The 24,257-nt window shown below is 34.5% G+C and carries 21 protein-coding genes and 3 pseudogenes; 6 read left to right on the forward strand and 18 right to left on the reverse strand.

The features are described 5' to 3' along the window. Positions 1 to 16 precede the first annotated feature (16 nt). Positions 17 to 1,249: a DNA polymerase IV gene (locus NSU17_RS00370; protein ID WP_340703976.1), complete on the reverse strand. Its 1,233-nt coding sequence runs from the start codon at positions 1,247 to 1,249 to the stop codon at positions 17 to 19. Between the two features lie 145 nt (positions 1,250 to 1,394). Next, on the reverse strand, positions 1,395 to 2,144 hold the full coding sequence (locus NSU17_RS00375) for a site-specific integrase (RefSeq protein ID WP_340703977.1): 750 nt from the start codon (positions 2,142 to 2,144) through the stop codon (positions 1,395 to 1,397). A 259-nt stretch (positions 2,145 to 2,403) separates the two neighbouring features. Between NSU17_RS00375 and NSU17_RS00380 the strand changes: the two genes are divergently transcribed. After that, complete coding sequence (locus NSU17_RS00380; protein ID WP_096551535.1) at positions 2,404 to 3,417, forward strand: IS1595 family transposase; 1,014 nt, start codon at positions 2,404 to 2,406, stop codon at positions 3,415 to 3,417. A gap of 10 nt (positions 3,418 to 3,427) precedes the next feature. Here NSU17_RS00380 and NSU17_RS00385 read toward each other — a convergent pair whose 3' ends face one another. Next, positions 3,428 to 3,616, reverse strand: a complete 189-nt coding sequence (locus tag NSU17_RS00385; protein WP_096551533.1) for a hypothetical protein — start codon at positions 3,614 to 3,616, stop codon at positions 3,428 to 3,430. A 157-nt stretch (positions 3,617 to 3,773) separates the two neighbouring features. On the opposite strand from NSU17_RS00385, the gene NSU17_RS00390 reads away from it, so the two are divergent. Continuing rightward, positions 3,774 to 4,961, forward strand: a complete 1,188-nt coding sequence (locus NSU17_RS00390; RefSeq protein ID WP_340705464.1) for an ISL3 family transposase — start codon at positions 3,774 to 3,776, stop codon at positions 4,959 to 4,961. Between the two features lie 89 nt (positions 4,962 to 5,050). On the opposite strand, the pseudogene NSU17_RS15880 reads toward NSU17_RS00390, so the two are convergent. The 14 genes and pseudogenes from NSU17_RS15880 to NSU17_RS00455 all read right to left on the reverse strand — a co-directional run. Further along, a pseudogene (locus NSU17_RS15880) lies at positions 5,051 to 5,257 on the reverse strand (ISL3 family transposase); the annotation flags it as partial. Positions 5,258 to 5,507: 250 nt separating this feature from the next. Next, a pseudogene (locus NSU17_RS00395) lies at positions 5,508 to 6,395 on the reverse strand (transposase). Between the two features lie 208 nt (positions 6,396 to 6,603). After that, on the reverse strand, positions 6,604 to 7,314 hold the full coding sequence (locus NSU17_RS00400; protein WP_340703978.1) for a hypothetical protein: 711 nt from the start codon (positions 7,312 to 7,314) through the stop codon (positions 6,604 to 6,606). 4 nt (positions 7,315 to 7,318) lie between these two features. Then, positions 7,319 to 7,744 (reverse strand): hypothetical protein, encoded by a 426-nt coding sequence (locus tag NSU17_RS00405; protein WP_340703979.1) that lies wholly within the window; start codon positions 7,742 to 7,744, stop codon positions 7,319 to 7,321. Positions 7,745 to 7,760: 16 nt separating this feature from the next. Beyond that, positions 7,761 to 8,576, reverse strand: coding sequence for a hypothetical protein (locus NSU17_RS00410; protein WP_340703980.1), 816 nt, complete (start codon positions 8,574 to 8,576; stop codon positions 7,761 to 7,763). Continuing rightward, entirely contained in the window at positions 8,569 to 11,364 is a 2,796-nt protein-coding gene (locus NSU17_RS00415; RefSeq protein ID WP_340703981.1) for an ATP-binding protein, read from the reverse strand. The genes NSU17_RS00410 and NSU17_RS00415 overlap by 8 nt, the downstream gene beginning before the upstream one ends. A 19-nt stretch (positions 11,365 to 11,383) precedes the next feature. After that, a complete protein-coding gene (locus NSU17_RS00420; RefSeq protein ID WP_340703982.1) occupies positions 11,384 to 12,058 on the reverse strand; it encodes a hypothetical protein in 675 nt (224 codons plus the stop codon). Next, complete coding sequence (locus tag NSU17_RS00425; RefSeq protein ID WP_340703983.1) at positions 12,024 to 14,156, reverse strand: dynamin family protein; 2,133 nt, start codon at positions 14,154 to 14,156, stop codon at positions 12,024 to 12,026. Before NSU17_RS00425 ends, NSU17_RS00420 begins: the two co-directional genes overlap by 35 nt. A gap of 6 nt (positions 14,157 to 14,162) precedes the next feature. Next, positions 14,163 to 15,284, reverse strand: coding sequence for a hypothetical protein (locus tag NSU17_RS00430; protein ID WP_340703984.1), 1,122 nt, complete (start codon positions 15,282 to 15,284; stop codon positions 14,163 to 14,165). Beyond that, positions 15,217 to 16,770 (reverse strand): dynamin family protein, encoded by a 1,554-nt coding sequence (locus NSU17_RS00435; RefSeq protein ID WP_340703985.1) that lies wholly within the window; start codon positions 16,768 to 16,770, stop codon positions 15,217 to 15,219. The genes NSU17_RS00430 and NSU17_RS00435 overlap by 68 nt, the downstream gene beginning before the upstream one ends. Positions 16,771 to 16,785: 15 nt before the next feature. After that, the gene (locus tag NSU17_RS00440) at positions 16,786 to 17,439 is read right to left on the reverse strand and encodes a hypothetical protein (RefSeq protein ID WP_340703986.1); all 654 of its coding nucleotides are present in this window, start codon (positions 17,437 to 17,439) and stop codon (positions 16,786 to 16,788) included. A 385-nt stretch (positions 17,440 to 17,824) separates the two neighbouring features. Then, complete coding sequence (locus NSU17_RS00445) at positions 17,825 to 18,541, reverse strand: transposase (RefSeq protein WP_445684065.1); 717 nt, start codon at positions 18,539 to 18,541, stop codon at positions 17,825 to 17,827. 159 nt (positions 18,542 to 18,700) lie between these two features. Next, a complete protein-coding gene (locus tag NSU17_RS00450) occupies positions 18,701 to 19,207 on the reverse strand; it encodes a transposase (protein ID WP_340703988.1) in 507 nt (168 codons plus the stop codon). Beyond that, complete coding sequence (locus NSU17_RS00455) at positions 19,200 to 19,394, reverse strand: transposase family protein (protein WP_340703989.1); 195 nt, start codon at positions 19,392 to 19,394, stop codon at positions 19,200 to 19,202. Before NSU17_RS00455 ends, NSU17_RS00450 begins: the two co-directional genes overlap by 8 nt. A 104-nt stretch (positions 19,395 to 19,498) precedes the next feature. On the opposite strand from NSU17_RS00455, the gene NSU17_RS00460 reads away from it, so the two are divergent. The 3 genes and pseudogenes from NSU17_RS00460 (at position 19,499) to NSU17_RS00465 (ending at position 20,788) form a co-directional block, all read left to right on the forward strand. Then, positions 19,499 to 19,621, forward strand: a complete 123-nt coding sequence (locus NSU17_RS00460) for a hypothetical protein (protein ID WP_340703990.1) — start codon at positions 19,499 to 19,501, stop codon at positions 19,619 to 19,621. A gap of 36 nt (positions 19,622 to 19,657) precedes the next feature. Then, positions 19,658 to 19,825 (forward strand): annotated as a pseudogene (locus tag NSU17_RS15885) (hypothetical protein); the annotation flags it as partial. Positions 19,826 to 20,239: 414 nt separating this feature from the next. Beyond that, positions 20,240 to 20,788 (forward strand): biotin transporter BioY, encoded by a 549-nt coding sequence (locus tag NSU17_RS00465; RefSeq protein WP_016837813.1) that lies wholly within the window; start codon positions 20,240 to 20,242, stop codon positions 20,786 to 20,788. Positions 20,789 to 20,863: 75 nt separating this feature from the next. On the opposite strand, the gene NSU17_RS00470 is transcribed toward NSU17_RS00465, so the two are convergent. Continuing rightward, positions 20,864 to 22,639, reverse strand: a complete 1,776-nt coding sequence (locus NSU17_RS00470) for an S-layer homology domain-containing protein (protein ID WP_340703991.1) — start codon at positions 22,637 to 22,639, stop codon at positions 20,864 to 20,866. A 374-nt stretch (positions 22,640 to 23,013) separates the two neighbouring features. Here NSU17_RS00470 and NSU17_RS00475 point away from each other — a divergent pair, with 374 nt between their 5' ends. Next, a complete protein-coding gene (locus tag NSU17_RS00475) occupies positions 23,014 to 24,129 on the forward strand; it encodes an IS4 family transposase (RefSeq protein WP_096549683.1) in 1,116 nt (371 codons plus the stop codon). The last annotated feature ends 128 nt before the right edge of the window (positions 24,130 to 24,257 follow it).

Raw genomic sequence — 24,257 nt, forward strand, 5'->3', positions numbered from 1 at the left:
TGAATCTCCATTCCTACTATTTATCGATTAAATCGTCAAAGAAATCTTTGCTAAAACTTGTTTTGGATGCATAACTTTTTTTCTTGACATCAATCCCTTTTCGTACAATTCCTTTTCCGAACTTCTTTTCCATTGAATGAATGATTTCATAAATAGGCTCTTCTTTTACAAATTGTTCAAAATTAAAAATGGACAGTTGTTCAGCAAAATGTTTTTTATCGATTACGTTAGACACGGTCACTCCAAGAAGGCGGATTGGTGTACCATCCCATGCTTTCGAGAATAATTCCATTGCTTCGCGGAAAATATCTTTTTCTAAATAAATTGGATTTTGTACAGTTTTACTTTTCGATTGATTTTTCCAATGACAGTCCCGAATTTGAATCGTAATAGTGGAACCGCATAAATTTTTTGCTTCCAATCTTTCTGCAACTTTTTCAGATAGTTTAAGAAAAGTTGTTTCGATATCTTTCATTTCGATGATGTCATATGGTAGTGTAGTGGAATTTCCAACGCTTTTTGTATCATAAATTGCATTTGGATCCACTTCCCTTGTGTCAATCCCATTTGCTCTTCTTATTAGTCTAACTCCATTTTTACCCAATTTTTGTTTTAGTAACCTTTCATCGGCATTTGCTAAGTCTCCAATTGTATTAATATTGAGTGTTTGGAGTTTTTTAGCGGTACTCTCCCCTACCCCATGCATTTTTAATACGGGTAAAGGCCACAATTTTTCTCGTACTTCTCTTTTTCTTAATACCGTAATGCCCATGGGTTTTTTCATGTCTGAAGCTGTTTTTGCTAAGAATTTATTTGGCGCTATGCCGATGGAACATGGCAAATCTAACTCATTGAAAATTCGAAGTTGAATCTCTTTTGCAAGTTCCAATGGATGCCGTTCCTTTGAAACTTCTGTTACATCCATATAGCCTTCATCAATTGAAACCGGTTCAACAAGATTTGTATAACTTTTTAAAATCGTAAATATTGCTTTGGAGGCGTCACGATATTTTGGAAAATCTGGAGGTAAGATGATTAGCTCTGGACAAGTTTTTAATGCTTCAGCTACATTCATCGTCGTATAAATCCCCTTTGCTCTCGCTTCATAGGAACTAGTTACAATAATGCCGCGCCGTTCTTTCGGATTGCCAGCGATGGCAATGGGTTTTTCTTTCAGTTCAGGATGATAGGCTTGTTCAACTGAAGCATAAAAGCTATTCATATCAACATGAAAAATCACTCTTGCCAAATTATTTCACCTCCAAAGATATTCCTTTCTGCAATATTTTATCATAAACGATTCCATTCCTCTTTTTCTTATATTTCACATAATTATTCCTTATATAAAGAGGTTGGCTGAAACCCTTTCATATCAATGGTTTCAGCCGATTTTTTTAATCTTGAACCCCAGTTTTAACCCCACTTGCACTCAAACTATCGCTAAAAACACTCATTAAAGCATTGCTGGAATCCTTTGTTAGATGTCCATAAATACGATAAATCATATCTGGGGTGTTTCCTAATCGTTCAGCAATCGCTTTTACATTGGCATTACGGTTTAAAAGGATTGTTGCATGGGTATGTCTTAAACCATGAACAGTGATTTCTTTGATTCCACTTGCTTTGATGACTAATTTCAAAACATAATTTATGAACTCGTTATAAATAGGTTCTGCGCATTCATCGATAAAAACAATTGAATCAGCTTTAATCTTTTTTCCATGCTTTAATAGCAATTGTTTACACCAAGTTTTATAGCGTTTCAATTGTTCCATTACGGATGGATCAACGGAAATTGTGCGGTAACTGTTTCTCGTTTTTGGTTTTCTCAGCCCTAATCTATCCCGTGTATGTTCAATCGTAATGGTGTTGTATTTAAAGTCAATGTTTTTCCATTGTAAGCCCATCAATTCACCTTTTCGCATTCCCGTATAAGCGAGAACAAGTAGAGCGGTGTAATTTGTTATAGGTTCATGTTGTTTAGCAAAATCAAGTAATTGGTTTAATTCATTTTCAGTGAGGTAATTGTCCTTTACCACGTCATTATCTTCATCAGGAATAGAAACACGAGTAAATCGGTTGCGCGGCAAAATTTCTTCTTCAACCGCAGCATTAATTGCAACGGAAAAAACATTATGCCACAATCTAATTGTTCGGCTCTATAATATTTGGTGTTGGTGAGTAAAAACCAGCACCAATTTTTTTGAACAAAAAAAATGAGACAGTGACAAAACTCTGGTAAAATGTAATCGACCAAAACCACATTTACAAGGAGTGATGTCACATGTCTCATCATTATTCTATACGTAATTTATTAAATATGGCTGTTTTCGCATAAATTGTTGCTTTCTTGGGTATATGTATAAAGAGTTGATATTATAGACTTTAAGGAGGATGAAAGATATGTGGTTAGACGTTTATGAGGATTTTAGCGAATTAAGTAAATCAGAGCAGTTAGCACTTTTTGAAGCGATGAAGCAAGACTTATTCCCAGAAGAACCCGATAAAATCAATAAACTTCTAAAAAGTCTTCGTGAAGCACGATTTTCTTCGGGTTTAGGTTGTGTTCATTGTGGCAGCACAGATGTTAAACGGAACGGTAAATATCGCAGTCGCCAGCGTTATCTATGCAAAGATTGTGGAAAGTCGTTTAATGATATGACAAATACACCATTCTCAGGCTCACATTATCCTGAGAAGTGGGTTAAATATATTGAACTTATGGTCGAGGGATATACGCTACCTAAAATCGCTGACAAACTGCAAATACACATTTCTACTGCATTTTATTGGCGACATAAAATCCTATATGCATTAGGTAGTCAAGGTTTTAATCAATTACAAGGTATTGTTGAGAGTGATGAAACTTTCTTTCGTGAATCGTTGAAAGGTCAACGTCAAATAAATCATAGAAAACCTAAAAAGCGTGGAGAAAAAGATGGGAAAAGAGGGATTTCCAATCTTAAAATTGCTGTTGTAGTTGCACAAGACCGTAATGGAAATATCATTGCTCGAAAAGCAGGAACAGGACGTGTAAGAGCCGAGGAAATTGATAATGTGATAGGAGGGTATATTCACCCTTCTGCTTTGTTATGTACTGATACCGCAACTAATTACAAAAAATTTGCAAGAATTAAAGGCTTGCAACACGAAACAGTAAATGAACGACTAAAACAACGTGTGAAAAAGGGCATCTACCATATCCAACACGTAAATAATTTTCACAATCGTTTAAAAGGTTGGATGTACCGCTTTAAAGGTGTAGGAACTCTATATTTAGACAATTACCTTTATTGGTTCCGTTGGCTCGAATTAGGAAAGAATTTAGCATTTGATAAGCGTGTTGAACAAATGCTTATTTCAGCCTGTCAAAAATCGAATAAAATAATCGTTAACTCTTTAAGAGGAATAGCCTAAAGAAAAACCATCAGAGGGCGATGGTTTTTGCTTCAATGATTAAGATGATTATAGCCAAGATTAAAATAAATGTTAAGACTGCTCCTAAGACATTTTGGTTATGGGTGTCTTTTCCATTCTTTAACTTCTTTAAAAAAGTAGTAAAATTTAAAAACCATAAAGTGCCTAATAATGGTATAACAAATAACACAAATAGCATTAATGAACTCCTCCTTATTGTTATTTTTTGGATATTATTATTTATTATAGTATAAGATAACTTTTCCTATAAAAAAACAACAAAGTTTACGAAAACAGCCTTAAATATTAAAGACAAAAATATCACATTTGATGAAAATTTTTGTGCAGAAGAACTCATTAAAGGGGTCCAATCAAAAGTCTTTTATGGCCAATTAACTTACCAACCAAAAGCTTGTTATGCTTGTGGACATGTCTTTGATGATCAAATCATTAAACACGGTTTTAAAACGTCTCTCATTAAAATGCCTAGCATTTCAGGTTTTCATACCTACTTAAAATTGCGTAAACAGCGTTATTTCTGTAAACATTGTCATTCCACGTTTACTTTAAAAACGAGCGTCGTGGCTAAAAACTGTTGTATTTCCAACAATACTAAAGTAGCGATTGCTTTAAACGCCAAAGATAAAATATCCGAAAAAGATATTGCGATGAAACATCATGTTTCTCATGCCACTGTCAGTCGTGTCATTGACAGCTTTTATAGCTACTATCAACCAAATGTTCACTACCTTCCAAAGCATTTGTGTTTTGATGAGTTTAAATCAGTGAAATCCGCAGCTGGAGCGATGTCCTTTATTTTCTGCGACTCTGAAACGGGGGAGATTGTGGATATCGTGGAGGACCGGAGATTACATGTCCTCAAAGAGTATTTCTTACGGTATTCCAAGAAGGCGAGAGATGCGGTAAAAACGATTGTCATCGATATGTACAGCCCTTATATTTCCTTAATCCAAGAAGTTTTCCCTAAAGCGGAAATCGTACTCGACAAATTCCATATCCTCCAACTATTTAGCAGAGCTTTAAACAAAACGCGCATCAACGTCATGAATCGGGATAAAAAGAATTACAATAAATTGAAAACATACTGGAAGCTCCTTCTGAAAGATCAAACAAAACTTGATTATAAGAACTATACATATCATCGTTGCTTTAAAAAGCATATGTGTGAGGTGGAGATTCTCCACTATCTCATTGATTTAGATTCTGAATTAAAAGCGTCCTATGAGTTATATCAATACGTGCAACATTGCATCAAAATCAAAGACTTTGAGCTCCTAAAGAAAACATTAGAGAATAAACAAAATATCGTTTCCAGCTATATGAAAACCGCCATCAAGACAATCAACAAATACATCAATTACGTGGAGAATACGTTGAAATATGATTATAACAACGGCATTTTAGAGGGGATTCATAACAAAATCAAAGTGATGAAACGTATTTCTTTCGGTTATCGATCCTTCTATCACTTTAGAAACCGAATATTCATTACCCAAAACTTAGCGAAAATAAAAACAGCTTAGGGGAACCTCGAATTTCCCCTAAGCCATCCGATTACATATTACCAAATAATGTCACTAACATTGATTCACCAACACCATTTGACAAAGAACCAAAATAAACCGACCGTATTTGTATAGCCATGAATCCATTGTTTTCGTTTCGATGATATTTTGGTTGTCCGTCCGAAGCAAGTCGGGCAGATCGGACAATGAGGAGGGAGGGAAAGTTCAAAAATCCATCGTTCTCCCTCTTTTCGTTCTCCATGAATAAGAAAGCCTGGTAAAGTGATCAAATCTTTGATAAACTGAGATTGCATGCGAAATTTCCTCCATGGTTGATGGTTTGGTCACCTTTACCATACAGGAAATTTCGCATTTTTTGTACCCTTGATCAGAAAACAACCTGATTGTCAAGTACATTTTGTGGTGAAGAGCCATAAAAATACCATATGATATTCTGTCAATATATTTTGATTTTAAAACAAAATAAAGATACACCTTTAAGCGAACAGTGCCAGGCACTGTTCGCTTACGGAAAAGCTTATAAACATAGATGGTGTTGCAAAACTAGAGTAAAAACTCAAAATTGTGCATAAGAATGCATAGTTGTACATGCAGTAAATAGCGACGAAACCCATACCAACGTGGCTGTTCTAAACCATCATTCTTTAACTGATTGAATGTCTGTTCAATCCTGTTACGGAAACGAAACAACCACTTTCCAAATTCTGTTTTCAAAAACGGAGGCATCACGCGACCAATAGGCATCTTTTCGTTTATTACTTATTTCGAGGATTAATGGGTGAAACGAAAAAGATTCCTGTCTGTTCAGCCATTTGACGAACTTTTTCACTGTCATAAGCGGCATCTCCAAGGGCAAACTCGATTTCCCATTCCTTTAAAGAAATAATTCGATCGCAACGGCTGCATCATTTCGATTGGCCGTTGTGAAGACGTGGGATAAAATGATTCCCTCTGTTGTTGTACAAAGATGTAACTTATACCCTTTAAACCAGTGATATCGAGTTAATACCCCCATCTTGCTTGAGAATCATAAAGACTGCTTCGGAGTGCCGTACTGTCGATGATCACCACTTTTGGATATCTAGTTCCTAAATCTTTCAGAAGTTGGGCATTAAAACAGGAAAACTCCTGTTCTTGAAACCACTTGCCTGCACGTGAGAATGTAGAAAGATGAGGAACCTCTTTGAGTCCACAAATACGCCGGAAATAGCCAAATCGATCGAGTGTATCAACTAGCTGACGTAAAGAACCAATGGAAAAATAGGTTTTTAAAAAGAAACATTTTAACAATGATTTTTTCGAAATCGGTGGTCGTCCTGTCACATAAGGTGTTTCTGGTAAAGAAAGTTGATCGATGTATTGAAATAACGCCTGTAAAAGAGGATCGATTTCGCTAGACAGTGCATGTTCGATAACGAAATTGGAAATCATGATAGTGTCCACCCCTTGGAAATGTGTTTTCTAGTCACTGTATATGATTTCCAAGACGGTGGATTTTTTGCGTACATTTATGCATGGATTATGCGTTTTGCAACACGTTCGACATAGGTAGGGTACTCCTTTCTCTGTAATGTGTTGGCCAAATCAGAGAATACCCTACCTTTTTCTTTTGGTCTAGCAAAATGCTTTACACAAACTTTTATACATCATCTAGTCCGTTATAATGATTCTTATAGTAATTTATGCAATTAGATAAATAATCTTTATATTCATTAATGATGTGATTAATGATCTCATTTAGTTTTTCTTCCTCATTTTTTCTTATCTCATCTATAACCTCGTTACTTCGAATATCAATAAATAACCTTTTCAGTTTTTCGAGAGACCCATCATCCATAAGATACACCAAACTTCGAATTTTACTAAATAAACTTTCCTGCTCCTTTTGGTCACCATTATTTAATTCTTTTTCGATATCACTAATAATTCGATCAAGAGTTGTACCTTTATTTAGGAAATCCACTTCTTTTTTTAAAATCTGCCAGACATTTTGCTTAAAACGTTTTTTTTCCTCAATAAAATTAAAAAAATTAATTGATTTTCGAAAATCCTCTAGTTCACTTAAGAGTTTGTTAGAAACAGAAACGAGTTTACTTTTAATTCTTTCTGCATTCTCCAGCTTATCTAAATCAACTGGCACAATGTTTGGTTTCTTTACATTCTTTTCAATATCAAAGTTCACGCTTTTATTTTCTTGCTGTAACAATTCATTTATTTCCCTATGAAAGCTATCGACATACATGTCGAGTTTTTTTATTGTCAAATTAATTCTAAGTGGATTCGTGAACATGCTTTTCTTTAGCTTCTCTAAGTATTGCATTACATTTTTGTTAATTTGTTGGAAATCCACTTTATCACTCCATAATCCAAACAATAACGCTTTGCTGATTTTGTTTGGCCTTTTCTAAAAAGAAAATAAGATTTTTCACATAATCTGTTGAATCTACCTTCATTAACGATACGATGACTTCCTCAAGTTTATGATTCGGAATAAAATTTGATCTTAGCAAGCCTTTTATTTCTTCATCCTCAATAACCTGAATCGTTGTTTCTACATCATCTATTTGTTCCATCGTCAAAAAGCCAAGAATTGTTCCATCTTCTAACAGTTTATTTTGAATCGTTTCCTTCCATTCTTCTTTTTCCTTCATTAAAGCTACTTTTTGCTCTTTGGTAATCGCTTGACTAAATAAATCTCGTGTGAGTTGACTAAATTGTTTTATGTGATTCTCTAGCTCATGATACAGCACGGAGTCAACTCCATAATATGTTTGTCTCATACTAATTCACCTCTCTTTACAGACGAAGACTAGTTGTTAGGCCAATGCTAATATCCATCGAAGTCACATCCGCTACATACACATGGCTTCCTTTTTCGGCCAGCTTCTTTTCAAAATCTAGACGAACTTCAGGACTGATTTCTAAATAATCCTTTGATACGACAACTAACGAATTACCATCATGACCTTCCACCTGCTGCAAAATATGTTCCATCTCATTGCGAATGTATTCTGGAGATCCGCATTTTGCCTCAATGTAGAGATCTTCACCCTTCTTAATTTTAAGATCACCAATTGTCATATCCTCCGTTGCTCCTCGAAGGATAACATCAGGCTTTGTTTCTCCCCACTCCGTTTGTACAATACGTTGTTTCTCTTCTACCGTTTCAAATTTGTCTTTTAGTGTATCCTTTAGCTCGTGCTCGAATACAGTTCCTTTGTACCGTTCTAAGTTTTCAGAAACACGTTGATAATTCAAGTCAGAGGAATCGTTTTTAAGGGACTCTTCATATTTCGACAAAACTTGATCTATCTTTTCATTTTGATTTCTAATTTCGTTAATATAGTCAGGATCACCAAACTCTCTTGATTTTTGCCGTAAACCAATATCATCTGACATATATTTTACTTCATTCGCTTCTTGCAATTCCTGCTCCAATTGCTGGCTTTGCTCCACTTTATACATAACCTGTTCTTCAAACGGTACTTCTTCTAATGAGAGCTCCTGTTTCTCAACAGTTTCAAGCTTTCCTGCTTCATTTAGATCTTTTGCTTCCTCTGCACTCTCCATAAACTTTTTAGCTACTTCAAAAATCGAAGTAAATTCAACCAACGTATTCATCCCCTAACTTTTGTTGATTGAGCTCCAGCAAAGCGTATTCCTTTTTATGAATCTCGTAGTTTTTTGAAAGAAGCACCAGGCATGTTTCAATATATCTCTCGATAAAAATTCGCCTGTTTACTTGCTTTTTTATTTTCTCGTTCGTTTTTACTAATTGGAACAACGCTTCCTTTACAAAAGAAAAAACAAAATCGTCTACATCAATATTCATATCAAAGCCATAGTGAATAGCATGACGAATAATATTTTCCTTTAAAGACTGATAATTGCTTTGCAGATTTTTTAGCGGTTCAACGAACAATGTGCGGTAAAAGCTCTCCACTTCTTTTTTCAATTCCGAATAGCTAGCAATATTCTGTAACATAATTTCTGTCAATGGATGCATATGTTTAGAGTAATTTAAAAGATGATTATACGATTGACTATGCTCTCTCACATCATGGTCTGAAACATAACTAATATTCTCTTTTCCGTGAAGGATTTGCAAATGGGCAGGTGAGCTCATTCCATCTGTGTAAAGAAGAGCGGCCCCATTTGTAAGCTTGCTAATAAAATCTACCTTTTCATTTGATAAGCCAAGTGAATTGGCAACATATTCACAATCATCCTTAGAAACGATCCGATGAATAATCTTCGTATTTGTATTTTTTAAAACATCTGGAGCTAATTTAGTAGGAACCTGATCAACAATAATCATTCCCTCTCCGTATGCCCGAATTTCAGAAAGAATGTGACTTAAGCTTTCAACCGCTTTTCCTTTGATATTTACATTTTCTTGACTTCCATGCTGATTCACGTTCGCAAAAATGCGATGTGCTTCCTCAAATACGAGTAAATGCTTTAAATTTCCAGCAAACTCAAATTCGTTTGCTTTTAAATATTCATAAATAAAAATTGAAATGAGACCAATGATGAGCGATTTTTCATCGTCATCGGCTATCGCTTCAAGCTCTAATACAGTTGGATATTGCAAAAGTTCCTCGATGTCGATTGTCTCGACTGTATTGAGCATGTATCCTTTTCCGCCCGTCATTAAGCTTTTGATTCGTGTTAAAAGGGCAGCTCGAATATTTTGCATTTGCTCCTGGGCATAACCAAGCTCCTTTGTATAGCTGTCGATTTCATAGTATAAATCCTCAATTGTTGGAAAATAATTTTTATAATCAAAATCATTATTTTGATAGATGTTCCTAGATGTCGTTAAACTCCAACCCTTTTTGATATAGATATTATTGATGCACTGCTCTAATATATTCGGCATAGAGGCGTACATCGTAAAAGAAGCATTAAAGATAACTTTTAAGTTGTCAATATGCTGTTGGATGTTCACATTTGCAGGAAAATAAAACGGATTGATTCTAAATGGCGAAACCCCTTCATTTCCAAGTGTATATATCCGTAAGTTTGGAATTACTTTTTGAAGACCTCTATACTCTTTTTTTGCTGGTTCAATAATTAAAAACGGAACATCCACATTTTTAAGCAAATTGAATATCGTATTGGTTTTTCCACTTCCTGTAATCCCTGCTACAAGCAAATGCTTTACAAGTTGGTTCCGATGTAAGTAAAACAAACTGCGGGTTTTCTTTTCCCCATCATATATATGACCGATAGGAATTCCGTGAGTCGATTGTGAGTTTTGGCTAAATCTCGGTGCTTGGGATATCTCGTATCCATTATACTGCTCCTTCGGAACATCCAATACATACGATAACTCCTCACCTGTAAGAAAAGAGAATTCGCGAAATTTTTCATGAAATATATTCAATGAATGAGAATCTGCGTCTCTCTCTAGCCAGCAAAGTGTTTGATACGTTTTACTTAACGGAAACACTTGATAAGGCTCAATTGCATTTAAACTATAAGCAGACCTATATACTTCAGTTACCTCAGCTAAATCTTCACGATTTTTTGTATAAATCGAAATAGCTGTTTTCCACAATCCTGATGAGAGTGCTTGCTGTAATCGTTCTGTATATATTTCTAAAATGTGGTCGTATTCCATCGCTTGATGTTTTATTTGCTCCAAGTTTTTCGTAACGGTCTCTGTAATGCCTTTAGAATCTGAATTAGAGCTTGTTGTTCCTTCACTTTTTGAACTGCCTGAATTGACAACAAGTAAACCGCCACCAATGTTATTTCCATCGGTCATTGTTTGTCCAAAACTCGTAGAAGACGTTTCAGAGGTAGCCGTACTTTCCGAATGACTTATTTTTAAGTGAAGCGAATTTTTTGTCCTTCGATCCATTAAGTTCTCTAATTGTTGAAGGATTGTTACTTTTTTAATAGGCTTAGCCACAACCTCTAACATAACGTCTTTTTCACGTATAAACCTCACGAATGACTCAATATATTCGACATATGTTGTCTCATTTTGTGCAGGTATGCCCGTGATTAGTGCCTGTGCCTCATAGGAGTCAAGGTGTTGTTGCCCACTCACTTCATGAAAATCTATTGTTTGAAAATAGGAACTAAATCTCTCCGCAATCGATTGTCCATTCTTTCTCTTCGCCCCTATAAAAAGAGAAATGGTTCGATCCGTCCTATTGCTTTTTAAGCGAAAAACAATTGGTGATTTGGTATCTGTCAATGAAGCAATAAATTGCTTTACACAATGATTCACATAACTTTGAATCTTCTCTTTTTCAAGTTCATCCGAAAGAGAAATTTTATTGATTTGAAAAAACTGATAGTCAGCCGTGTTCATATGACGAGTGCTTAAACGAGCTTCGTCTAAAGGTGTATGTATTCGTTTTATTTGAACAATATCTTCTAGCATAATAGCTGAAATCCTCTCCCTATTTTAGAATGGGTTGGCATGCATCCTCGATTTGCTGAATATATTGGTTGAATAAAGTTACAATGGAAGCCTTTCTCTTTTGAATAACCGATTCAAACTTATTTTTGTTTACTTTACCAAACGTTTGTTTTATTGACGGCTCAACAGACCTTTTCATTTTTTGTTTATTTTTGTTTTTTCCAATAACAGTGCCTATGGCAGCTCCACCAAGGATGCTAATGAGTAGAAAAGGAAGGTTTTTTTGAATTACAATACCTAATCCGAAACCAATAAAAGCACCTATTGCTGTTCCCATGTTCAAAAATTCTTGAGCTTGCTTGTCAACTGCTGCATTGCGGTACTCTCGGTCCACACTAACAGTTACTACGTCCATACACTCTTCTTTTGTTACCGTAAATTCAGGAATCTTTAGTTGTTGATGAATCTGATCAATTGTTGTGAGAAGATTTTCCTTACTTTCCTCATCCAAGCTTTTATAAGCTGATAATTGAACTAGCTCGCTTTTAATTTCTTCTTTTATAGCAATTGCATAGTTCGATAGCTTACTAGTCTCTAAGTTACATCTTTTTACTAACGTTTGAAATTCGCTAATCAAAGCGACATCCTTTATAAGCTGATTATATAATTTGTCTAAATAATTACTGATTAACTGGCGTTTTATTTTGAAGTTCATTGTCAAGCGCCTCCTCTGTTAATTGGATAAGCCTTTCTTCAAAACGATTTCTCATTTCATTAACTTTAGAAATTTTTTGCTGTTTCTTACTGATAGAAGCCATTTTTTCATCTTCATTTTTATCCATTTCGTTTTTCAAGTTCACTAACACATTTTCTTTAATCTTTACAACATTCGTAATGATTGTTGAAACTTCTGATTTCATTTCGTCTACGATTTCTTTAGACATATCCACAATCGGATTAGCGATAGCAATATCACTTTCCATCAACTGATTTTTCATTGTATCGGTTAAGTCATCAATTAACACATCAAGCTCTTGTTTAAAGCGGTATATGTCGAACTTTTCTTCGTAGTCTGCTGCACCAAACAATCCTTTAATCCAATTCCAAAATCCTGCTTTCTTTACCATAGAAATTGAGGAATTATAAGCCTCTTGGACCTTTTCCTGGCAATCTTTTGCAATAGAAACTATGATATTTGAAAACTCACGCTCAATTTTATTCATGGTTGAGCCTACTAAGCTATCAACATTTAGATTACCGATTCGCTCCATCTTCATACCTAAGTTTTTGACCTCAGCCTCTTCTAATTTTTCAGTAACGGTATTAAGCTGATCCTGAATATCACTAATTAATGTAGAGATAATCTTTTGTATCATAAGAAAGGAGTGTCTGACTAATTCTTTTACCTTTAATACAAGATCATCTTCTGCTTCCAAAATAATCGATTTAACAACCTCCTCTGCGTTATAGCGGTCAATGCCCGGCTTTTCTCTTGACCACTTTTTAAATAATTCTCTTTCAATATCTTTTACCACATCATATAGTTGCCCTTCAATTTCATCATAAATTTCATCCTCTAAACTTTGTTCAGAAATCCCTCCATGGATTCGTTTTGTTATAAGACTATTAATGTTTTGCAGGGTGACTTTTTTTATGGATTCAATTTCCTCTCGAAGCTTGTCGATTTTTTCAATATAGACCGTCTTATCTTCTGTAATTGTTTTTTGAATTTCTTTAATTTCAAATTTCAACTTGTTGATCGTGTCAGATAAAACATTTCGGATACTAGAAATGACATCCGTAATTAAGTATTGGTTTTTGCTTTGTAGATACTCCCCAAGCGATTTCTCTAATTCTTTAATTTTGCTGAAGTTGATGATATCCATTGCATTTTCTTTAGTTATTAGCCTTCCGGCAATGGTATATTCAGGATCTAACGGATCAGGGATTCTAATTTTTCTATCCTTTTGAACTTCCGAAATATCTATATCCTTCGTCAATAGCTGCTTTCCTTTCATTCCAAAATAGGCAGATACTTCATGAATGTTAGGCTTCATAATAATCCCTGAGAGAACTTCCTCTAATTCATGCCTTGCTTTTGCAATGTCTTCTGCATCAAACATGTCAATTTTGTTGATGACGAAGAAAATGTGACGTCCATCCTCTTCTAGGCTTGAATTTTTCGCGGATTTAACATAATTACGAATTTTTTCTGTAAAATGTTCTTCTCCAACACTATCTGGATCAATCATAAAAATAACAGCGTTTACTTGTGGGATAATGTTATTCGTAATCGCCTCATGCTTCTCATGTCTAGAAAAAAGACCAGGCGTATCGACAATTTCTACATTGTCTTTACAAATATCCAATGGGCAATACACAACTACCTGTTTGATTCTTTCCTCGTTCGTTGCATCGCGAACAGTTGTTATTTTTTTTAGTATTTCCTTACAAGATTCATATGTAAGAGGATTTCCTTGTTCATCTGTCTCAATCACTTCGACATGATCGTTTTGAAAATACGTTACTTCAATTTTAATATCATTAGAGTAGGTGATTTTTGTAATAACTGAAGTTTCTGCTCGAATATCCATACTTAAAAGGTCTTTTCCAATAATCGCATTAATAAATGTAGATTTCCCTGCACTAAAAGGTGCTACGAGGGCAATCTTAAATTCTCCTTTTTCAAGTCTAACAATCTCTTGTAAAAGACTTGAGTTGTCAATAATGTAGCGATCAATATGCTCCGAATTCACTAGCTCATTTGTAAAGTTTAGTAGGAATTTTTTCGTCTCTGCAAATCTTTCTAACATGCTTTATCACTCCCAATTTTGTAGTAAATTACCGAAGCCTGACTGGTTGAAAAGTAGCTCTTGTAGTTTTGTTTTATTTTTTTCTTTTGATATAGGAAAATTAAGTGCATCGACCAAAACTACATTCGGATTTTGAATAAGATCCTCAACAGTGATTTCCTCTTTTTTCAGTTGGAGGTATTGGTGAAAATAATACGATGATACAAAATAAATAGGATCACTTGTAAAACTGCTTATCTTTTTTTTAATATCCATTTTAAGCATCTGCTGGCTTTTTTGAAAAAACATAAAATTATCGATTTTATTGACAACGATGATTTTTTCGATGCCGACATATGTAGAACAAATTTTTTCTAAATAATCCAAATTTTTCAGGATATCTAAATCTAAAACAATCACTAATCCGTCATAATACTTTCCAACATCCTTTAGATCATCACGCATATCTTGAAAATGAAAAGAGTCACCAACACTAGTTTTAAGAAGCTCTGTAAGCAAGCTCTTCCCCGTATTTTCTGGACCGAGTACAAGCCAGTTTTTCTTCGTAACATCGATTCCTGCCAATTGTAATCCTTTGGAAAAATCCTGTACAAGCTGATAGAACTTCTCCATTTTACTTAGCTTCAATAGCTGCTTAACATGATCTTCCTCCAATTTTCTACCTGTCAAAAGCTCCCCATCATCAGTCGATATTATGACATCTCTATTTTGTCGAAGCTCTTCCAGTGATACTTTTTTAATCTCATATTGATGGTGCAAAGCAGCATAATAGGATGACACCGTAAAAACATTCGGATTAGTAATCAATTCTTTAATAGAAGCCTTTAATTCGAGAATGACTTTAACAATCTCTTCGTTATCTAGTTGATAACAATCATCAATAGCTAGAAAGATTGTTTTACTATTTTTGCGAACGTGAAGAATTTCTTTTATGGCATCTATAAAAAATTTATTACCAATTTGTGTTGGAGTAAGGAGGAAAAACACCATATCATAGTTTGGTAAAGTAGCAATATCACACTCCTCTTGAAGTAAAGCCTCTTTATATAGCAACTTCGTTTTAAGAAGGTGAATTGACTTTAGCTGTCTCTCGTTCTCTACGATCCAAATAGAGTTTGTTTGTAGCATGATTATCACCCCTTTCTATTATGAATTGCTCCAGCTGCTTGATTTTGCTAAATTGAAGAAGAAAAGATGAATGGTGCTTCTCAATTCCTCGTCCCATAATGATTTCATCATTCTCTATCACAAAAATCCCATGGGATTTACGAACATCGTTTACGTCTATTTTGTCATCACGTAACAACTTACCAAAAAGGGCAAAATACCCTGAGACGAAAAACACGTTGTTGATAGAATAAGAAGGATCTAAATCTTGCAACACAGTTTCCATTTCTTTCATGATGACATCGTAATCATCACTGTATAAATCTAATTTTGAAAGAACAAATCCATATTTTTTGTTATTTTTATGAATTAATTCAAGAAACTCTTTAATTTGGCGTGAAAAATTAGCCTCTCCAATATGAGCTGGATTGATTAAAAATATGACAAGATCACTCATTTGTATGGCGTCAGATGCCTTCTTGTTATGCTCAGCATGTCTAGAGTTTAAACCGGGAGCATCAATAATCGTGACACCTGGAAAGTAACCCAATGTATGGTAAATTTGCACCTCAGATGGCGTTTTAATTCCTCTCACACTAGTTAAAGTTTTTAATTTTTCTCTTAAATCCTCATAGTTTTCATATGTTTGCATTTCAATTCGATTGTCTTCATATTTTACAAACAACCTGTTTTCATCCGAGCTCACTATTTTTGTAATAATAGCCGTTTCTGCACGAATGTCCATATTTAACATCTTTTCACCAAAAAGACCATTGATGAGCGTCGACTTTCCGTAGGAGAATGGACTAATAAACGTAACTTTAAAATTGCCATCATATACCTCGTACAGGGATTGAACAATTCGTTCATGGCTATTAATTGATTGTTTATAAATTTCTATAATCCTATTAATAGAAGGGATTTGGTCATTTACTTCTTTACAAATGAACTGAACAGAGTATTGATTATCCACAAACTTCAGTTGAACATTCGTTCTGCCTTTCTCAAGTAATTCCTTTATATAAAAATCAATTCTCAAACGAACAATTCGGTTGATTTTCTGAAACAAGCTGCCTGAAACTTGGCACGTACGAATAAGTTCATTTGTAATCACTGTAGAAAGTGCATTATGTAAATGTTTCTCCAACTCAACTGGTATTTTATTAGTAAAATCATTCTTAATTTTTACTGATACATTTGGTAAAGTGTTTTTAATAACATTATTTAAATGACTGAGGTTTGAAGATAATTCTATTTTATAATTCTTTACCTTAAAGCTTTTTATTACATAATCATTAAGCTCTTGAAGGAAATATCCCAGTTTCTTCTCATCTTTTTCAAAAAAAACATTAGATATATACTCTGGAAACAAATCAATCGCTTGTTCTATTTGCTTCCCAATCATGACTCGTTGATTAAAATAGTAAAAATAAGGAGACAGGTTTACTATACCTTCCTTATTCATAATTGAGATGGTTTTGTCTGAAAACGTAACAGTTAATTGCATAGTTTACCTCTCTTCTTACATAAAGTAACCAAAGAAAATGGCAATAAATAGGACGATAAACCATGTACGTTGATTTTTTTTCAGTTGCTTCGTGTGTTCGTCTAATTTACTTATCATCGTTTCGTTATGTAAAATTAACGTTTCGTTTGTAGTGTTTAAAGTATTATTCAGCTCAGCAAGCTTTATAAATATACTTTTTTGTTCTTTCTGAAGTACTTCCAAGTTAGATTCAATATTATTTTGCATCTTCTCGATGAAATCCTTATAAACACGCACACTTTTATCTAGAGTAGTGTGAAGTGATTGAATAATTTGTTCCTGTTGTTCCTCGAGCTTTTGTAAAATTTTCTGGTGATCCTCATATAAAAATTTAGTAGCTTTTTTCAGGTCTGCATTGTCATTTGTAATTTTATGTAATGAGTTATTTGTTACCGTAAAAAGTTCAGACTTAAAATCATTCTCTAGTTGAAGCAATTTTTTTGATAGATCTTCTTTCACATCTTGAAGGCTTTTTTCCGTTCCTTTATACATAAGATCTAGCTCTTTTAATACTTCATGAGCAACCTCTTTTGATTCCTTTGCAGCCTGCATAGCATCAAACATGTTGGAATTGAGTAAAACATTTGCTTCATAAATTCGACTAAGTGTCTTTTCTGTATCGATCGCCATCCTCTGTACTCCTTTAATCAGTTTTTATAGAAAATATTAACAACTAGAAATGCAATATATTTATTCTTATGTCGATTTTTCGCCATAAACCTACAAATGTACTACCACTATACTACAAATGTACTACAAATCTAGCTGGATATATGTCGAAATTTGTCTATACTTCTTTATTTTCTTTATTTTCCTATTAAAATCTCTGAAATATTCAACCTATCACTTGAGTTAATTTCATAATTCTCACCCCTTGATATTTAAGAACCAAATTATACCTAATTTTTACACAAAAGTAGTTTTTTTGGCAAGTAGAAAATGGCTCTTACGTTCTTTTGGTGAAACCATATATGTACAGTCCTTCATCTCTTTATTAATTTTTTAAAAAAACATTTTATAAATGATATAACACTCGTTTTTCAAGTAAATCCAGCTTTGCCCGGCCATACATGATTCGTTTCATCAGCTTCAATCGGTGAACATGGCCTTCCACAACTCCGTTACTGTAGGAAGTACTAAATGCCAGCTTAATCGACTGTAAATCCCTACGGAGTCGAAGTGCACAATCATATAAATGATTGTTTGGAGAAGACAATTGTTTTTCCAACCATTTGAAAAATGCCGGATAGTTCCGTTCATCAAATGCTTCTCTAAATGTTTGAACCATTTGGTGGAAAGAATGAAGGGATGGGTACATCTTAAAGGATTGTTCAAGAAGTTGCAGTTCCTCTTCTAAAAGTCTAGATTTTCGTTTCCAAACATATGAAATCATTTGCCGTCTGGAAATTCGAACGGAAGATTCCTTAATCCCCTGCCGTTTTCTTTCTTTTCGTATGCTTTCGACTGCAACGCGGACACCTGAAAGTGTCCCCGTATATCCATATTTACGAAGTTGCGCATCAATTTCACGGATGGTCTTGCCCTCTTGTTCGAGTTGCTGAATGTATTGCTCAAAACCATCGGTTTGCCGTTTTCGCTTTCTTTTTACTTGAACCGGCATCTCGGTTATGTTGAGATATTTTGAAATGGTTCGGGGATCCATATGAAATTCTCTGGCCAACTCCGCTTTTTTCTTTCCTTTTTTGTATTCCTGTTGAATGCTTTTGATCATCATCCATTTCTTTTCGGCTCTTTCTTTTTGTCTCCTTTGCAGTTTGGTTTCATGCGGAAAGGTTTGTTGGTCCGTTTCTTCTTTTTCCAACGTGATGACGGAAGGAAGAATCGAGGTGAGGCAAGCATCGATCTGCTTCTTTACCGCCCGGACAAAATGTCATCGGTCATATACTTGCAAAATACTTTGCGAAGCGTTCTGAATCCCTTTCCGAAAAGCCTGATAGCCATCACGACTGACAACTTGGATGTTTTGATGATTTTTTAGCCATTCTGATATGGTTTCCGGATAACGTTCCGGAAGTAATGCAACAGGCTTGTGCGTGCTCAGATCACAAATGATCGTGCCATAGCTGTGTCCTTTCCGAAAAGCAAAGTCATCGATTCCGATAAAAGGGGGACACCTCTTGATGAATCTCCGTTTTCCGAATAAGGGAGAGCAATACGTCATGGCTGACAGGGAGGGACAGGGCTTTCGCTTCTTTTTCGCCATTGAGGCAGCTGGTGGAAAACGCGATTTTACGTAATACTTCTTCGGACCGTAAAGTTCGGCGTCCATTTTTGGAAATCCAATCATACCGTTCAGTAAAAATTTTTTGGGTGCAATTGGGTTGGTCGCAAAACCATTTTCTTGTGATAAGCAGGATGGAAACAGCTTTTCAGGCAATCGGCAAATCTTGAATCATGCGTGTATATCGGCTGTGTGGACGTGTGGAAGGCACTTGGCAATGAGGACAAGGGCAGGATTCATGAGTGCTTCGAACAATAAAGGTAATGGAGGATGGTTCTTCTTGAATATCCAGAACTTCTAGGAAAGGATTCGGTGAAGACCAATGGATTTGACGATTCATCATTCATCACACCTTTTCTTTTATTATACTATAAAAGTAAAATTATAGGCCTTCACCAAAATTGCGTAAGAGCCATTTTTAGTTTGCCATAAACTGGAGGACTTAGAATGAATCTTGCTAAATTGCTAGAAGATATTCAATCTAAAGAAAGAGAACTATTAGAGTTAAAAATCGCTGAAGTGGTAGAAAGAGCGTATTTAAAAGGTGTACAAGATGGGCAAACAAAATAAGCTTATCCACCAGTATTAAAACAAGAGCATTTAGTTGAAATTTTGCAAGTTGAGTTACCAACTGTTAGAAAAATTGTTCAACGCAAAGACTTCCCAAAACTAACAGCTATCAAAGCGCGTTACCCACGTGATGAAGTATTCAAATGGATAGAGCGCCACTCAACTGATTTCGGCACTAAGTTGTTGAGATTCAAAACTGATTAAATTATGAATTATGTCAACAAATAATAAAAGCGCTCTCGTCCGGGATTGTTTATTTACATATTTGAACTAACTCATTCATTCCTATGCACATGCTCTCCGTTTTTTTGATGAACCCCAATCAACCTCAAGTAACCTCAAAATAGCTCTAAACAACCCCACAACAACCCCAACAAACCCCAAAACCATTCAATTTTATGTCTAATTTTACATAATTGTCGTTTTATAAAAATTGTTGAAAGTATTGATATATCGAGGATTACGTGAACATTCATTGCTTAATTTGCATTTAGAAAATATAATTATTATTATCTAATTATTATTATCATAGATAAATTCGTATTGACTTTTCTATTATTGTTCGTTATTCTTTTTGTAAACCAATTATATAAACAGGTTAACAAAGGGGAGAAGACGGTGACTTCAACAAAAACTTATGGACTTGTATTAACAGCTTTTGGTGCAGCAATCATTGCTGTATTAGCTCAAATTACAATCCCACTTCCTTTAGTTCCAATTACTGGTCAAACTTTAGCAATCGGGCTTATTGTAACAATATTAGGATTAAAATATGGTACCCTTAGCGTACTTGTTTATTGTTTACTAGGCGCTATCGGTTTACCAGTATTTACAGGAATGTCTGGTGGGTTATCAATACTCGTTGGACCTACAGGTGGCTATATTATTGGCTTTATTCCAACTGCTTTATTCATGGGATGGTATTTAAATAAATTCGGATATACTTATATCCATGGCTTGATTGCAAACGTTTCGGGAATGATGATCACGCTTGCCTTTGGTACTATTTGGTTAAAATTCGTTGCCGATATGTCATTGTATGCGGCATTCATGGCAGGAGCAGCGCCATTTATACTGTTAGAAATGATGAAAGGTGTCATTGCTGCTTGGGTAGGAATTCTCGTTAGACATCGTTTATTGAACGCAAATTTATTAAAATTAGTTTAATTTGGTTTTGACCTTTTAAAGATACCCCTTCAAAATGTGAAAAACGAATGGCCATTATTGACCATTCGTTTTTAATTATTGTAATTCTTTTGAAGATTTAAAAAGATCATTTCCTTTTTTAATTAAATCTTTTAATTGGTCTTCGTATTTTTGTAAGCTCTTTAGTCCAGAATCTCGATAATTTTTCAGCACTTTTTCCGCGTCTTCAATAGCATCGGATACATTTCCACGAGCTTTAGTAACGCCTTTTTTATCCTTAACTGCCCTTTCCAATTCTTTAATTGCATCCTCTAATTCATCAATTGCATCTTTTAATTCAGCTTTAAAATAATCTTCACGGTTATCTTCTTTTTTATCAATTTCCTTTTCAATGTCATTGGAAAGACTTCTTGCCGTTTTGATTAAATCCTTTAATTCATTTTCTAAAGTTTTTAAGTCCACTCCAGCATCTTTCATAGAATCGTAAGCATCTTCTGCTTTCATGATTGCTTCATTTAAATCTATCAGTTTGCTTTTCAACTCGTTTAACGAAACGTTAGATTTCAATACTTTTTTTCCTTTATCAATTACTTTTTCCAAATCTTTTTTTGTCTTTTTTCCCAATTCTTCGTAATAGTCTTTATCAAATGTCTTTGCATATGCTGAGGCGTGGTCCCTTTTAGCTCTATTTATTTCATATGCAAAAGTAATAATTGTTTGGTCTAATTCTTTTTGATATTTTTCTTTAGCAGTCTGTAATATCTTTTCTGCATTATTCATTATCGAATCTAGATTTTTCAAAGCCTGTGATAATTTATTTTTTTGTACTTCATACTCGTCGATTAAATCTTCAAGGTCTTCTAATTCATCTTCGAGTTCATCAATTTTTCTTTCGATATCTCTAATTTTCTGTTTGTCTACTTCTTTCCGTTTTTCTTCTTTCTCTTTTTCTGATTTCTTTTTATCTATTTGCTTTTGTAAATATTCGATTTCTTCTTCAATTTCTTCAATATCTCCTATATCTTTTTTCACTTCATTGAGTTTTTCTAGTTGTTTATCTACTTCTTTTCTCGCATCTCTTAAATCGGTAATGTGAAACTCAATCTCTTTTTTCAAAACTTCTAGTTGTATATAATCGTCTACTTGTTCATTACCACCTTGATTTCCATTGTCATTATTATTTTCTTCATTGTTTTCATTTGAGTCTTCGTTATCGTCCCAACCTTTTAATGTGTCCCAATAATCTTCTTTGTCATCAGAACGTTTTAAATCGATTGTACGAGCAATAAATGTGATTAGATGAGCACGACCTACTCCATCATTCGGTTTAAATAAACCTTCATTAACTGTAATTCCTAATGATCCGATTGTTCCAATGTAAGAATAGTTTTCATCATTTTCTGGAACATCAGAAAATCGTTTTAATGTTGGAGCTTCCAATTCATAAGCTTTTACTAAAATTTTTGCCATTTCAGCACGAGTGATTTCCTCACCAGGTTTAAAATATTTCCCTTTATCAAATACACCGAGCTCAGTCAATTTTGCTATTGCTCCATAGTGAGGATTAGGAACATCCCCATATTGCTTTGGTACGTCTTTAAATCCAGGGTCTTTTACATTTTCCAAATCAAGCCCCATCGTTCTCGCAACGAAAGAAGCTGCTTGTGCACGATTCACATTTTGATATGGTCTGAATGTGTTGTCATCAAAACCTTTAACATAATCAAACTTTAAAAATTTTTTCAGTGGCTCAATATAGAAATCATCTGCTTTAATATCCTTAAATGGAAATTCATTAGCGCTGGCGGACATAGCACCAGCAGCGATTAAACAGGCGGCAATGGATGCGGCAATTTTTTTCTTAAATTTCATTTATATTACCCCTTTTCATTTATGTATTGATACATTTTCATCGATATCTTCTATATTATTTAAACGTATAGTAGAAGAAAAAGTTACAAAAATGTGTATAATTGTGAGTTTTTACCTATACACTTCATAATATCGACAAAATATTTCTTAACTGTATATACCTATTATTAAAATACCATAAAAAAACATACAATGAAAATTTTCCATTGTATGTTTTTAGGAAATATTATTCTACACTAGCATTGCACTAATTAAATCTGATGATTCAAAATACTAAGAATGTTCAATTTTTTATTGCTTTCGAAACAAAAAAATCCTTTACAATGGAAGTACAGGTGGTTCCTGTCCAAATCCAATCGTAAAGGATAAACGTTATGGACAAGAATACACTAATTTCATCATTTGGTAAATGGGTTTCACCCATAAATATTCAAAAACTTAGCGAACAAGTCAAAGAATTGAAACAGGACTATTACACAAAAAAGCTGACAACAGAAGCCTATATTAAACTTTTATTGGTAGCCCAGCTGCTCGAATTTAAGAGCTTAGAGGAAATGAGTGATGCACTTGTAGACGAAGATCTTCAAAAAGCACTCGGATTTGAATCGATAAGTGCCTCTCAGCTATCCCGAAAAAACAATCAGATCAACCCACTAATTCTTGCAAATTTGTTCTTGGATCTTGTTTGGAAAATTCAACGGTACCATTATAAAACCGGAAAGAATATGCCACTGAAAATCATTGATTCAAGTACACTCCCGTTGAATTTGACCAATTATAAATGGGCAAAATTCCGTAAAACAAAAGCTGGTGTAAAGCTACACTTACGGCTCGTTTTCATGGATAAAGACACCGTCTATCCTGAAAAAGCAGTGATTACGACAGCAAAAGAACATGACCGAAATCAACTCGAAGTCCTAGTGGATGATAAAGAAGCCATGTATGTGTTTGACCGCGGTTATGTGGACTATGAACGTTTTGATCGGATGACAGATGATGGCTATTTCTTCGTTTCAAGACTGAAGAAAAACGCAGTCATTCGTGAAGTCTATACATTTTCACTTCCTGATGATTGTCACGTTCTATCCGATAAAATGGTCTACATTGGTACCACACAAAATCGTACTGAAAATGTCTTTCGTCTACTAGAAGTTATGGACACAAAAGGGAACTTACTTCGTTTCATCACCAACCGATTTGATTTAAAACCAGAAGAGATAAGTGATATTTACCGATCTCGCTGGGCTATTGAACTCTTTTTCAAATGGCTCAAGCAACACGTAGAAATTAAGCACTTTTATGGAATGAGTGAAACAGCTATTCAAAATCAAATTTTCTTAGCCCTTATCACGTATTGCTTACATGTTCTCATTCAATTGGAGATGAAAAGTAAGAAATCTCTACTTCGAATTACTCGTTGGTTAAAGAGAGCTCTGTGGAAACCAGCTTATGTTTGGTTGCGAAAATTTGATGGGCGAGCCAGTCCATAATCTCCCTTTTGTCGTTGTCGCTCTGGTTTAACTGTATATATTTACCAAATGGGCAGTGCCACCTTTCTTTAGGTTTTGTCTTTTTGGCACAAATTCACAAAAATTAATTAACAGAAAATTCTAACTAT

The sequence above is a fragment of the Ureibacillus sp. FSL K6-2830 genome, from assembly GCF_038004145.1.
Taxonomy (GTDB): Bacteria; Bacillota; Bacilli; order Bacillales_A; family Planococcaceae; genus Ureibacillus; species Ureibacillus thermosphaericus.